A 14,656-nucleotide genomic window follows, 5' to 3' on the forward strand; every position below is an offset into this window, starting at 1 on the left:
ATTTTCTTAATTATTCCTCTTCTTTCCTTTTGTTTTGTCCTCTTGCTGAAAGATCCTGATCAAGCTTTGAAAATCCTCATTTGAAATCTTCAATTTAAACTCGTTAAACATCTTCTATCACTTCGTTTCAGAGCAGAAAAAATCGGAACAATGTTCCGATTTTTTTAACCTGAATTTCGTAATCCTGTAGCCACTCCATTGATGGTGATATGGATTAGCTTGTCTTGATCGGCTGATAGTTGTCCAGTCCGTTGACGACGAATCAATTCTAACTGAATATAGTTCAAGACGTTAAAGTACGGCATCCGATAATCCAAACTTTCTTTCAGATAAGGGTTTTCCGCGAGCAATTCGTCATGCTCCTCAATCATCAGGATGATATCCTTGGTCAATTGCCATTCATGTAAGATAATCTGATAGATATTGCGGACTTCTTCTTCCTCACACAATTGCGCATACTCAAAAGCAATGTCCATGTTGGCTTTGGATAAGACCATGTCCACATTTGACAAGAGAGATTGGAAGAAAGGCCAGTTCTTATACATATATCGAAGGGTTTCAATATTCTCAGGATCCTCATCGATAAATTCCTTAAAGCTAGAACCTACTCCATACCAACCAGGGAACATTACCCGACTTTGTGACCAAGAGAATACCCAAGGAATGGCACGCAAACCACCAATTTCTGTAATAGTCTTACGGGCAGCTGGACGCGAACCAATATTAAAGCTAGAAATAGCTTTGATCGGACTTGATTCAAAGAAGTAATCGTAGAAGTGCTCATTTCCAAAGACCAAATCACGATAGATATCGTAACTGCGATTCACGACTTTATCCATGACTTCCCCGAAACGATCAAACATAGAAAATGGACTCTTTTGTTCGGCAATCATCCGGTTAATGGTTGCTGAAACGAGCATCTCAAGGTTGTAGTAGGCGGCATCTTTGTTCCCGTATTTATTGCCGATCACTTCTCCTTGCTCGGTTAAGCGGATACGGTCATTAATGGATTTCAATGGTTGAGAAGTGATGGCTTCATAAGTAGGACCTCCACCACGACCAACCGTACCACCACGACCATGGAAGAAGGTAATCTTCACTCCAAACTCATCTCCGATAGCGGTCAATTGTTGTTGGGCTTTAAAGAGGGTCCAACAAGAAGACAAGTAGCCACCATCCTTGTTAGAATCCGAGTAACCTAACATAATTTCTTGGTAGTTGTTCTTGGAAGCAATCCAACGTTTGGCAATTGGAAGAGACAAGTAGCTTCTCATAGTTTCTTCTGAATGATCCAAATCTTCGATTGTTTCAAACAAAGGTACGATTTGCACGCGAGCTTTTTCCGTATCAACTAAGCCCACTTCTTTCAACATCACAGCCAATTCCAACATATCTGATACACTTGTTGCATGAGAAATGATGTTTTGACGAATGACTTCTTCTCCTAAACGATCTTTCAATTCACGAGCCGTTTGGAAAATTGCTAGTTCTTTTTCAAGCAGTTCAGATTTTTCAGCATGGGTGGCTGATAAAATTCGTGGGTCTTCTAAGAGTTCTTTCAAGAGAACCTGACACTTTTCATCCTCTGATAAATCAGAATAATGGTCATTAATCCCTGCCGATTTCAATAATTCTGCTACACAGGCTTCATGCACACTAGAATCCTGACGCATATCAATAGAGGCGAGATAGAATCCAAAAACATCGATGGCTTCTAGAAGTTCTGCAAATTCACCAGAAATCAAATACTCTGATTTGTTTTCTAACAAGGAATCTTTGATCTTTTTAAGGTCTTCTTTAAATTCTTGAGCAGAGGCATAAGCTGGAGCTTCTTTAGCAGAAATCTCCTTTAAGGCTCCAGAAATACGATTGCCAATATAATCAGAAACTGGCCCTTGTTGATGAGCGTTTGCTCCTAATAATCTCTCGACAGCATAACGATCTTCTCTAGTTTCTCCCACCATCGTCCATTCTTTTAAGTTAACCAAAGTTTGGATCAATTTGGACTGGATATAATGGAAAGCACGACGATACGGCTCTTTTTCACGAAAGACGGAGGTATCACTTGATTGGGCCGCCATTTCAGCTACCGCTTCACTTGTTTTAGATAGACTAGTTGAAAGGGAGAAATGACGGTATAATTTAGAAATCTTTTCGATGTAATAGTTCAAAATGACTTCACTTTGAATAGTTGCTGAACGTTTCAAGGTCTCAGCTGTTACAAACGGATTCCCGTCCCGGTCTCCCCCAATCCACATGCCCATTGTAATCGGACGAGGTTGTTCAAGCTCCAATCCATGCTCTTTTGCCAAGCGTTTGTATTCCAACATCAGGTTTGGAACAGCTTGCAAGAAGGAACTATTGTAATATTCCATGACGTTAGTGATCTCATTAGTAACCTTCAATTTTTTGTCACGAATCATATCCGTTTGCATCATGATTTCAATATTACAACGAAGGTTGTTGTACCACTTGTTTTCATTAATCAATCCCGCTTTAACATCCCGGTGCTGACGAAGAAGAGCATGAATATGATTAGTCAAATCCAGCATGGTTTTTCTTTGAACTTGAGTTGGGTGGGCTGTTAAAACCGGTACAATATTGAGATTTTCAAGAATTTCTTGTGCATCTTCATTCTTCGCAACTTCTTTAATGGTTGAAGAAAGTTTTCCGAGATATTCGCCATCCACATTATTCAAATGATTAATTTCATAGGCCAAATCGACATCTTCTGAGATGTTAATCAAGAGTGGTAAAATGGCAAAATAACGTGAAATCACTGTCATTTCTTCATTTGTCAATTGTTCCACTAGTTGATTCAACTCACGATAGTTCTTTGTTTTTGATAGATCCTTCAACTGAGTAATTTTATCAAAGGTTTCCGGACGAACCAAATTTTTCGTAATATCATCTAATAAATTGGTTAAAATTTCGGCTTCTTCTTTGATAATATCTTTATTTGTGAAGTTCTCTAATTTTTGTAAGACCATTTTTTCTCCTTTTTGAATAGCTATTAAACAATTCCCTTTTAATAATAAGGTTTGATTTTACCTTTTTCTTCAAAAACCATGCCTTCTTGTTCCATCTTGGCCCGTTTTTCACTCGCGTCGATATTCAAAACGAAAGCAATCGCTATAGATAAGACCCATAAGCTGTTTCCCCCTTGAGATAAGAAGGGGAAAGTCACACCTGTAGACGGAATCAAACCAGAAATACCGCCGATATTAATGAAGGTTTGTACCAAGATCATCCCACCAATTCCAATGGCCATCATCGAATTAAAAGGATTCTTTGCTCGAATACCGACTAAAATGATCCGAAGAATTAAGAAGAATAAGAGAGCAAGAATCAAGCTAGCTCCAACAAAACCTAATTCTTCAATCACAATCGCAAACACAAAGTCTGTGTGAGCTTCTGGTAAGTAACCTTGTTTTTCAATGGAATTTCCAAGTCCCAAGCCAAACCAACCACCATTACTCATGGCATAGTAGGAATTAGCTAATTGGTGACCCGCACCAGACAAGTCATTAAAGGGGTTAAAGAAGGCACTAAACCGTTTAGCTACATAACCAAAGACAGGAATTTTAGCGACACGGTCCACACCGATGATCCAAATGGAACCAAGGACAATGGTGGATGCTCCAACAACTAAACCAAGTAAAGAGGTAAACCAACGGTAGCCCACTCCACTAGACGTAATCATGATCAAGACCGTTAAGGCTAAGATCGTCGCATTTCCCAAGTCCGGCATGATCACAACGATTCCAATCAGAATCAAGGTCAGCCAACGCCAATCATTTAAATTTCTTGGAATCCATTCATTATGCGTCAAGGCTTGATAATCATAATCACGGATTTCGTCTTGTCGTTTAGAAAAAATCAAGGCCAGATACCAGACTAAGATCACCTTGAGGTATTCTGCTGGCTGGATACTAAACATTCCTGCAATCGTCAACCAACCGTGAGCTCCATTGACCGTATCCGTGATAAACCTAGACAAGATCAATAAAATCACCTCAATAAAGATGACAAAAGCTAATACTTTTTTATTTCGCAGGAAGTCTAGGCTAAATTTATAAATCAAGGCAATGGTTAGGAGACTAAAGATGAAGAAGAACCCCTGTGTCCGTACCATTCGAATCGAACTCACTCCACTTTGAATTGCCAAGGCACTTGTTGTCGAATAAACGACAATCAAGCCAATGATGGATAAAATCAAATAGGGAATGAGGATGGAATAATTTAAAAGATGTCTTTTTTCAATTTTCATAATTCACCATATTCCTAATGTTCAACCTTCATTATATCATTTTTGAGAAGCAAAACCAAGGAAAGGTCCGAAAAGATTCGGCTTCTTCTCAATTTTCGAGAAATACTCTAGTCATTCTTCTTATTTTCATATATTTTTATCCTTTTTCGATGAAAAGATTCCTTTTTATTGAAAATAATGGCTGAAATCGTGATCTTTTAAGCATTAAGTTTTGCCTTTTCGTCTTATTTACGGTAAAATGATTTTGTATGAGAAAAAGGATAAAACCCGTTGTTCTCTTGATCTTTTTTATCGGTATCATTTCTTTTCTCGTTCTTTCACGAACGATTGCCGATCTGCAAGTAAGAGAGCGACAAGCAACAACCAAAACCATTCCGAACTCCAATACACCTAAAAAAACAACCACTGCAAGCTCTTCTTCTAAAAAAGAAGAAGATATCAATCCAGAACTGGTTGGCCGCCCGATCATTGATATCTCTGGCTGGCAATTGCCTAGTGAAATTGACTACGATGTTCTCTCCCAAAATGTAGGAGGTGTGATCGTTCGTGTCCATAGTGGGGCTCAAGCTAAAAAGGAAAATGCTGCGACCCACTTAAATGGTCTGGATAAATCCTATAAAACCCATATCCAAGAATTCCAAAAACGAAATATCCCAGTCGCGGTCTATGCTTATGTCGCTGCTAAGGATAAAAAAGAAATGGAAAAAGAAGCAGAAGAATTTTACAAGGCTGCTTCTCCTTACAAACCGACCTACTATTGGTTAGATGTTGAGGAAAAAACCATGAAGGATATGAACGCAGGTGTTGAAGCTTTCCGAGCAAAACTACAAGCTTTGGGTGCCAAAAATATTGGACTCTATATCGGAACCTACTTCATGGAAGAACATAGTATCTCCACTGATAAATTTACGGCTCTTTGGATTCCTACTTATGGATTTGACGATGGCTACTATAATGCTGCACCAGATACCAATACGGAATACGACTTGCATCAATATACCTCTCAAGGGCAATTAAATGGATTCTCACACTACTTGGATCTCAACCAGATTGCTCCGACGCAAGACCAAGAAGCGATTTATCGGAAACTATTCAAGGTACAAAAAGATGGCTCTTCCTCATAGCCTCAAAACAGCAGATCAAGTGATCTTCACTTTTTCTGCTGTTTTCTATGTTTAGAGGCTTAGACAATATCGCAGCTATTATATGTTATAATGGTCTAATGAAATCTGATTTTGTAGAGAAAAAGAGAAAAGGAGAAAGCCATGGCAAAAAAAAATAAGGTGAAGAAAACCTTGGTCGAGCAGATCTTGACTAAAGCAAAAATTGAGCACATAGGCTTACAAATCAACGCTTTAGAAGGGATCTTACCAGAAGAAATTGATCGCTCTACTATTTTCAAAACCCTAGCTCTTAAAGGAGATAAAACGGGGCCCGTGATTGGGATCATTCCTATTACAGAGCATCTTTCAGAGAAAAAGTTAGCCAAATTATCAGGGAATAAGAAAATCGCTATGATTCCTCAAAAAGATCTTGAAAAAACAACGGGTTATGTTCATGGGGCCAATAATCCGGTGGGCATTCGCCAAAAGCATTCTTTTCCTATTTTTATCGATGAATCAGCCCTTCAGTTAGAAACCATGATCGTGTCTGCTGGGGAAATTGGCCATAGTATTCAAATCAAACCACAACTTCTAGCAGACTTCGTAAAGGCGACTTTTGCAGATATTTTGGAATAAAGACAGAGAAGGAGACAAGATTGTGAAACTATATTTTATTCGACACGGACGGACAGAATGGAATGAAGAAGGACGTTTACAAGGATCAAATGGCGATTCTCCGCTATTACCAGCCTCCATTCATCAGCTTGAAAAATTAGGAAAGCATCTAGCTACTGTCCCTTTTGATGCAGCTTTTGCAAGTGATCTGCCACGGACAGTCCATACTGCACAGATCATTCTCGATCAATTGGAGACACCTCTAAAATTGCAACCAACGCCTGCTCTTCGTGAGTGGAATTTGGGAAAAATAGAAGGAGCTAAAATTTCTACCATTTCGGTCATCTATCCCCAACAAATGGATGCGTTTCGACATAACCTCGCTCGTTTTCAAAATGAAATCTTTGATGCAGAATCTGTTTATGAAACAACCAAACGTACCTGTGATTTTGTAAAAAGTCTGAAAGGAAAAGAGCTCGATACCGTTCTCATTGTTGGACACGGAGCTAATTTGACGGCTTCTATTCGAACCTTGCTCGGTTATGAAACAGGAGAACTTCGCAAAAATGGCGGACTAGACAATGCCAGCGTGACGATTTTGACAACAGATAATTTTGAGCACTATCACTTAGAAAAATGGAATGATACCTCTTATATAGAGGACTAAAAAAACACTGATCGCAAGATCAGTGTTTTCTTTTAGCTTATTTCATGGTTGGGAAGAGAAGAACGTCACGAATTGTTGTTACATTTGTCAACAACATAACGAGGCGGTCAATACCAATTCCAAGTCCACCTGTTGGTGGCATACCATATTCGAGGGCTTCAACGTAGTCATAGTCGATGCCTGTAGCTTCGTCATCTCCCAATTCTTTCGCACGCGCTTGCGCTTCAAAACGTTGCAATTGATCGATCGGATCATTCAATTCCGTGAAGGCATTGGCATACTCTTTGGTCATGATGAAGAGTTCGAAACGGTCAGTGAAGCGTGGGTCTTCTGGGTTTTTCTTAGCCAAAGGTGACACTGCTACTGGGTGACCATAAACAAAAGTTGGTTGCGTCAAGGTTTCTTCAACAAATTCTTCGAAGAAGGCATTGATAATTTGTCCCACTTCTGTGTAGTGTTTTTCAACTGGTACATGTTTTTCGTTTGCAAGAGCTACAGCTTCTTCAAAGGTCATGTCTTGCCAGAAGTCAATACCTGTGATTTCTTTGATCGCATCAACCATGTGAACCCGTTTGAAGGGTTCGTTGATTTTGATTTCTGTTCCTTGATAGTCAATTGGACCATTTCCATGGACCGCTTTAGCAGCATGTTGAATGATACCTTCTGTTAAGTCCATGATATCGTGGAAGTCAGCGTAAGCTTGGTAGACTTCGATCGAAGTGAATTCAGGGTTGTGAGTGGCATCCATTCCTTCGTTACGGAAGATCCGTCCGATTTCGTAAACGCGTTCCATCCCACCAACAATCAAACGTTTCAAGTGGAGCTCAGTCGCGATACGAAGCACCATGTCAATATTTTGCGCATTGTGGTGAGTGATAAATGGTTTGGCAGCAGCACCCCCAGCTTCATTGTGAAGCACAGGTGTTTCCACTTCAAGGAATCCTTGACCATCTAAATAACGACGGATTTCAGAAATAATTTTTGAACGAGTTACGAAACGTTCGAAGCTTTCACGGTTTGAAATCAAATCCAAATAACGTTTGCGGTAGATGGTTTCCACATCTGAAAGTCCGTGGAATTTTTCTGGCAAGGGACGAAGGGCTTTTGATAAATGCGTAATGTGAGTAGCTTTAATTGAAAGCTCACCCATGTCGGTCCGCATCACTTCTCCTTCTACCCCGAGGAAATCACCAAGGTCTGCTTTTTTGAAGATTTCGTAGTTTTCTTCTCCAACAGCATCCTTACGAACGTAAATTTGGATTTGACCTTCACGGTCTTGAAGATGGGCAAAGCCAACCTTTCCTTTTCCACGTTTTGTTACGAGACGACCCGCAATAATAGCTGTTTCGTTCAAGTCGTGGAGTTGTTCTTTATCTAATTCTGAATATTTTTCTTTTAATTGACCTGAATTTGCAGTACGTTCGAATCGTTTTCCAAATGGATCGATTCCTTGTTCACGAAGGGCCGCCATTTTCTCACGACGGACAATCTGCTGGTCATTCAATTCTTCCATATGTTCAGTAGTCATTTGGAACCTCCTAAGTTATTCTCCCCTATTCTATCATATTTAGACTAGAAATTCACTAATATTTACCAATTAAACAAAAATAAGATGGAAGAAAAAATGCAGCTTCTTGACTGAATACTCAAAAACATCAGAACACCGTCGTTGACTCCCCAAACAGCATGAACTATCTAAGGCAAGATAATTAAAAAGGTTTCGATATACTATTCAACAAAAACATAAAAAAGGAGCGTGGAGAATCTTGCACCATTCATCCTGACTCGCTCCTATTTTTTTATTCATAACGCAAGGCCTCGATCGGATTTAACTTAGAAGCCTTATTTGCTGGTAAAATCCCAAAGAGAATGCCTACAAAAGCAGAGAAAATAATGCTACCGATTGCGACATTTAAGGAAATAATCGGTGGTCCTTCTAAGGAGGCTGCAGCAAGGGAAGTAATCAAGCTATTCACACCATAAGCAAGGACAAGTCCAAATAGCCCACCAATGATGGTCAAGACCATAGACTCAATCAAAAATTGAACCAGAATCTTACCTCGAGTTGCTCCCAATGCTTTGCGAAGACCAATTTCTCTCGTCCGCTCAGTGACAGAAACCAACATGATATTCATGACTCCAATCCCACCAACCAAGAGAGAAATCCCTGCAATAGCCCCAATTACTGTCGTCATAATTCCTACTACTTTATTGGTTTCCTCTAAGATGCTATCTAAATTAAAGATTTGGAATTCCCCTTGGCGAACACCTGAAAGTTCTGTTAGCTTTTGAGCAGCTTCGATCCCAACGGATTTGATTTGTTTCACATCCGGTACATGGACGACAATATTTTGAATTTCATCTGTTCCGAATTCAGAAGCCAGCTGAGTATTGGCCATCAAGGCACTTCCACCTGAAGAAGCTCCATAGAGGGCAGTCCCTGCATTTGGATCCTTGAAAATTCCAACGACGCGATAATTGTTGTCCCCAACAGAGACCACCTGATTCAGTGGATTCTCCGTTCCAAATAATTGTTGAGCCAAGCCTTCATCCAGAAGCACCACCCGGGAGAAATTACTATAGTCTGCAGGCGTTAATTTTCGTCCTGATAGGAGTTCCACCTTCTTGACAGAAAAATAGGTCTCATTTACCCCTTGGATATTCACTCCGTCTGCTTTTTTCTTTTGAAAAGCAATGGTTGCATTGGAGGTATTGCCTACATAATAGCCATCGATTCCTTGAATCTTGGTTAATTCCTTGACCCAAGATTCTTGCACAACTGGTGGTGCTTCTTGGACTTGACCATCAATATCTTCAGCATTTTCCCCATCGATATCCGATGGAGCAGCCATCCCTCGGTCTTCAGCTGCAGGGCCACCTTCGCCTCCACCCTCACCTGTATCTTCAGAAGGGCCAATATTGATTCCTGTCACATAGCCACTCTTATTGGGAGAATAAGAGATTTGTACATACTCTTGGTCCTTGGTAAAAGTCTTGGTGACACCAGCTTTCATACCATCTCCCAGAGCCATGATGACAACGACAGAAGCAACCCCAATAATGATCCCTACCATGGTCAAGAAAGACCGTAATTTATGGCTCATAATCGAGCTGATCGCAAATTTCCAATTTTGCATTAGGTCCTCCCTTCCAGCTTGCTATCTGAGGAGATCACTCCATCACGAATGACAATGCGACGATGAGCAAAAGCTGCAATTTCTGGTTCGTGTGTAACCATGATAATGGTCTTTCCTTCTTGGTTCAGCTTGGTTAACAAGTCCATTATTTGCTCTCCCGTCTTGGTATCTAGGGCACCAGTCGGCTCATCTGCTAAGATGATGGCTGGCTGATTGACGAGAGCTCGAGCTATCGCAACCCGCTGTTTTTGACCTCCAGAGAGTTCCGAAGGCAAATGGTGCATGCGAGAATGAAGCTCTACCTTTTCAAGATATTGCTCAGCTAATTCCTTTCTTTTAGTAGGATGAACCCCTGCATAAATGAGAGGGAGTTCTACATTTTGAAAAGCATTGAGCTTGGAGAGAAGAAAGAATTGTTGAAAGACAAAACCAATCTGTTCATTTCGAACACGCGCTAATTTTTTCTCACTGAGATTTCCGACTTCCTGGCCTTCTAGGAAATATTCTCCACTGGTCGGCCTGTCCAACAAGCCAATGACGTTCATCAAGGTTGATTTTCCTGAGCCAGATGGGCCCATAATAGCCACAAACTCACCCTCTTCGACTTCTAAATCGATGTCTTTTAAGACACGAAGTTCCTGGTCTCCATTTTTATAGGTTTTATTGATTCCTTTTAGTTCAATCAATTTTGTCATATTTTCCGATCTCTTTTCCATCTTCCAGTTTCTCATTAGGATTCACAATAACTTGGGCATCTTTCTTCAAGCCTGACAAGATTTCCTGGTTTTCTGCATCGGCGTTACCAAGCGTCACTTTTACTTTCTTAGCCTTACCATTTTCGACCGTCCATACATAACTCGTATCTCCATCAGCCATGACACTTGTCACGGGAACAAGTGGATGTTGAGTAGAACTTTTGACTTCAATATTGACAGAAAAGCCTTGTTTGAGTTCCCCAATGTCACTAGTAATATCTACTGTGAATGGGTACTTGGCGCCCCCACTTCCTTGTGTTCCACCTGCTGCATTGGCACCTGCTTGAGCCACGTCAGTCGGATAATTCGCTACATAAGAAATCTTTCCTGTCCAGGTTTTATCCGGATAAACCTTGGAAGTGAGAACCACTTCCTGACCTTCAGAGATATTGGCCAAATTGTATTCAGATAATTCCCCTTTGACTTGTAAATTTCCGTTGCTCACAATGTGAACCAGAGTTTGGTTGGTCCCTGTAGTCGATTTTGAAACATCTTTATTGACTTCAACGACAGTGCCATCTGTATTACTCTTGACTGTCGTCGCATCCAGAAGTGCCTTAGCCTTGTTCATATTATCAACCGCATCAGACTTGGCATCTCGTAAATCGCTAGCTTGAGAATCAACAGTGCGTTGGGTCTGTGAAGCTGACTTGGCATCTGCTTCTTCATCTCCTGTCGTATCAATGGTCACACCATTTGTCAGTAAATCATTTAACTGACGATCTGCCTTATTGACAGCACGAACGGCTGCATCGTAAGCTGTTTGGGCCTCCGTACTGCTATATTGAACGATTGGCTGACCGGTCGTCACTTGATCTCCTACATTGACCAAAATCGACTGCAAATCACCTTTGGTTCCATCAAAATAGACATACTGCTCCTGATTGGCAGTGACCTTCCCAGTTAACAAGACCGAAGAAGCGATCGAGCCATCCTTGACCGTTTGCACCATTGGAGTTTCTTTCGTGACTGCTTGATCAGGAGTACTTGGATGTGAAAACACCATCACACTTCCTGTTCCAATCACCGCAATTGCCGCACCTGCGGCTGTAAATAGTTGCCATTTTTTCAATTTCTTCATCGTTTTTCTCCATCAACGAAAGCGTTTTATTCTATACCATAGTATACCATATTTCCTTCCTTTTCTATCTAAAATTGACACAGCAAATGAAATTTAAATGCTTGGGAAATGCTAAACCCTTGACTTTTGTAACAGTTGATATTACAATCAAACTGAAATCCCATTTAGGAGGAAAACATGAAAGAATTTGATATTATTTCAATCGGTGGAGGTAGTGGAGGAATCGCTACGATGAACCGGGCTGGGGAGCACGGAGCACGCGCTGCTGTCATCGAAGAAAAACAATTGGGGGGCACCTGTGTCAACAGAGGATGTGTGCCTAAAAAGATTATGTGGTATGGTTCACAAATTGCAGAAGCCATTCGCGATTACGGGCCAGACTATGGTTTTACTTCTGAACAGACTAAATTTGATTTTGCAACCTTAAGAAAAAATCGCGAAGCCTATATTGATCGTTCTCGGAATTCTTATGATGGTAGTTTCAAACGCAATGGAGTCGAACTGATTGAAGGTCGTGCTCGTTTTGTGGATGCTCATACGGTTGAGGTAAATGGAGAGACCATCAAAGCCAAGCATATTGTAATTGCGACAGGAGCCTATCCTCATATTCCTTCTGTTCCTGGAGCAGAATTTGGCGAAACATCTGATGATGTCTTTGCTTGGGAAGAACTCCCTACATCTGTTGCCATTATTGGAGCTGGCTACATTGCGGTAGAATTAGCCGGTGTACTTCACCATCTAGGCGTTCAAACGGACCTCTTCATTCGAAAAGATCGGGTATTACGTAGTTTTGATTCTTCCATTTCTGATGGTTTAATGGAAGAAATGGAAAAACAAAGACTTCCTCTTCACAAGCATAAGGTTCCCATGAAGCTTGAAAAATTAACAGACGGACGTGTCAAGGTTTACTTTGAAGATATGACCAGCCATGTAGCGGAACATGTCATCTGGGCAACCGGACGCAAACCAAACGTCAAGGATCTGAATTTAGAAGCAGCAGGTGTTACTTTAAATGAAAAGGGATTTATCGCAGTAGATGATTACCAAAACACCGTTGTTCCGGGCATCTATGCTCTTGGTGATGTCACGGGTGAAAAAGAGTTGACTCCAGTGGCCATTAAGGCTGGGCGAACCCTTTCTGAAAGACTATTTAATGGAAAAGTCGATGCTAAAATGGATTATACTAGCATCCCTACCGTTGTCTTTTCTCACCCTGCTATCGGAACGGTGGGCTTAACGGAAGAGGAAGCCCTACAAACTTATGGAAAAGAGAATATTAAAGTCTATACTTCTCAATTTGCTTCTATGTATACCGCCGTTACCCAACACCGCCAGCAGGCAAAATTTAAACTCATCACTGCAGGACCAGAAGAAAGAGTCGTTGGCCTTCACGGTCTTGGCTACGGAGTGGATGAAATGATCCAAGGATTTGCAGTTGCTATCAAGATGGGAGCGACAAAAGCCGATTTCGATGCAACTGTCGCCATTCACCCAACTGGATCAGAAGAATTCGTAACCATGAGATAAAAAATAAGCTTGAAGTCCTTGTACTTCAAGTTAAAAGGACTATTTCAATAAATAATAGTCCTTTTTCATTTATCTAATATTGGTAAAAGCCTTAAAATTTACAATATAAAATATTTTTATATTTAAAACTTCACTAATTTGTGATATAATTCACTTTGTAGGATGTCTTTTTCGACTGCAGACTAGTGGGAGGTGCATTTTTATTGGTGTTGTCTTGAAAAAGCGACCTATAAAATTTCTCAATTTTGTAAGTTTTTGGCAACTACATACAAATTGATGCAAACAATTGGAGACAAATGGGAGAAGAAAATGAATCAAAAGAATCTAAGTAGACTTGTAAAAGTCTTCTTTCTTATATTTTTACCATTATTATTTATCATATTTTCGCAATCCGATATGGTAAAAGCTGGAGATGTAAGTAACAATATTAGCTCACTTACTGTTTCATCTCAAGAAATCACAGATGGGGGACAAACAACCGTTAAGTTTACATTTGATGAGCATGCCCAAAAGATTCAACCAGGGGATACATTAAAAGTTAATTGGACTAGTTCTGGAACTATCTTTGGTGTAGGATTTAAAAAGACTATTCCACTGAGTATTGATGGAACTTATGTTGGAGACATGGTCATTACAGATGGATCTGCGACGGTGACTTTTAATGAAGGCATCAAAAACCTTCAAAACATCCGTGGTTGGGGTGAGTTTGAGATTGAAGGGCATAATGATACAGCAACCGATAAGGAGCATGTCGGAAAATTCACTATTATTAGTGGAGCTAGAAAAGTAGAATTAAACGTTAAGAAAATGGCTACTGGTGTTAACAGCGCTCCATTCTATCTCAAAGCGGGTGATATGCACGCAAATGATCCTGAACATATTCTTTGGACACTAACCATTAATGCAATGAACTTAGATGTAGATGGTGATGTTCGTGTTGAAGATGACATCCAAGGTGGTCATTCACTTGTAAAAGATAGTTTTAGTATTACTACTACAGGTAACAAACCAGGATATTACGGTGGCTCAACTGCTATCGATGATTTCTTAGCAGACTTTCCTGGAGCAACTTTCACAATTGACGCAACCGGAAAAATTAAGGTTACTATTCCTCAAAGTGAAATTAATAAGACTGGCGTCCTGATCTTTTACCAGACTAAAGTAGAGAATGAAAATCAAAAGAATTTCTTAAATAATACTAAGGTATGGTATCACGTTAAAGGTGAGCAAGCCGTTGTTGCCAAGGAAGTTAATGCATCTGTTGCAAATATTAATGCAAACGGTGGTGTGGATGGCGATATGACATCAACAACCACTACGACTCAAGAGCCGACTACCACAACTACTACGACTCAAGAGCCGACTACTACAACCACTACGACTCAAGAGCCGACTACTACTACAACTACGACTCAAGAGCCGACTACTACTACAACTACGACTCAAGAGCCGACTACTACTACAACTACGACTCAAGAGCCGACTACTACTACAACTACGA

The 14,656-nt window shown here is 40.4% G+C and carries 10 protein-coding genes and 1 pseudogene; 5 read left to right on the forward strand and 6 right to left on the reverse strand.

The features are described from left to right. Window positions 1–164: 164 nt before the first annotated feature. Window positions 165–2,990, reverse strand: coding sequence for a phosphoenolpyruvate carboxylase (gene ppc, locus QM351_RS04370; protein ID WP_414326700.1), 2,826 nt, complete (start codon window positions 2,988–2,990; stop codon window positions 165–167). A 38-nt stretch (window positions 2,991–3,028) separates the two neighbouring features. Next, window positions 3,029–4,270 carry a cell division peptidoglycan polymerase FtsW gene (ftsW, locus tag QM351_RS04375; RefSeq protein ID WP_414326701.1) on the reverse strand — a complete coding sequence of 414 codons (1,242 nt, stop codon included), beginning with the start codon at window positions 4,268–4,270 and terminating at the stop codon, window positions 3,029–3,031. Window positions 4,271–4,518: 248 nt separating this feature from the next. Between ftsW and QM351_RS04380 the strand changes: the two genes are divergently transcribed. From QM351_RS04380 to QM351_RS04390, 3 genes are all read left to right on the forward strand, one after another. After that, window positions 4,519–5,394 carry a GH25 family lysozyme gene (locus QM351_RS04380; protein WP_151378631.1) on the forward strand — a complete coding sequence of 292 codons (876 nt, stop codon included), beginning with the start codon at window positions 4,519–4,521 and terminating at the stop codon, window positions 5,392–5,394. Window positions 5,395–5,535: 141 nt separating this feature from the next. Beyond that, window positions 5,536–6,009: an aminoacyl-tRNA deacylase gene (locus tag QM351_RS04385; protein ID WP_315376719.1), complete on the forward strand. Its 474-nt coding sequence runs from the start codon at window positions 5,536–5,538 to the stop codon at window positions 6,007–6,009. Between the two features lie 22 nt (window positions 6,010–6,031). Further along, entirely contained in the window at window positions 6,032–6,655 is a 624-nt protein-coding gene (locus QM351_RS04390) for a histidine phosphatase family protein (protein ID WP_414326702.1), read from the forward strand. Between the two features lie 37 nt (window positions 6,656–6,692). On the opposite strand, the gene lysS is transcribed toward QM351_RS04390, so the two are convergent. The 4 genes from lysS to QM351_RS04410 form a co-directional block, all read right to left on the reverse strand. Next, window positions 6,693–8,183, reverse strand: a complete 1,491-nt coding sequence (gene lysS / locus QM351_RS04395; protein ID WP_023918666.1) for a lysine--tRNA ligase — start codon at window positions 8,181–8,183, stop codon at window positions 6,693–6,695. Between the two features lie 271 nt (window positions 8,184–8,454). Then, window positions 8,455–9,792 carry an ABC transporter permease gene (locus QM351_RS04400; protein WP_414326703.1) on the reverse strand — a complete coding sequence of 446 codons (1,338 nt, stop codon included), beginning with the start codon at window positions 9,790–9,792 and terminating at the stop codon, window positions 8,455–8,457. Beyond that, window positions 9,792–10,487, reverse strand: a complete 696-nt coding sequence (locus QM351_RS04405) for an ABC transporter ATP-binding protein (RefSeq protein ID WP_414326704.1) — start codon at window positions 10,485–10,487, stop codon at window positions 9,792–9,794. The genes QM351_RS04400 and QM351_RS04405 overlap by 1 nt, the downstream gene beginning before the upstream one ends. Beyond that, entirely contained in the window at window positions 10,471–11,628 is a 1,158-nt protein-coding gene (locus QM351_RS04410; RefSeq protein ID WP_414326705.1) for an efflux RND transporter periplasmic adaptor subunit, read from the reverse strand. The genes QM351_RS04405 and QM351_RS04410 overlap by 17 nt, the downstream gene beginning before the upstream one ends. 177 nt (window positions 11,629–11,805) lie before the next feature. Between QM351_RS04410 and gorA the strand changes: the two genes are divergently transcribed. Together gorA and QM351_RS04420 are read left to right on the forward strand one after the other, a co-directional pair. Beyond that, the gene (gene gorA, locus QM351_RS04415) at window positions 11,806–13,155 is read left to right on the forward strand and encodes a glutathione-disulfide reductase (RefSeq protein WP_414326706.1); all 1,350 of its coding nucleotides are present in this window, start codon (window positions 11,806–11,808) and stop codon (window positions 13,153–13,155) included. A gap of 396 nt (window positions 13,156–13,551) precedes the next feature. Next, window positions 13,552–14,656, forward strand: a pseudogene (locus QM351_RS04420) (Gamma-glutamyltranspeptidase); the annotation flags it as partial.

This window comes from Streptococcus parasanguinis, assembly GCF_047465465.1.
Taxonomy (GTDB): domain Bacteria; phylum Bacillota; class Bacilli; order Lactobacillales; family Streptococcaceae; genus Streptococcus; species Streptococcus parasanguinis_AI.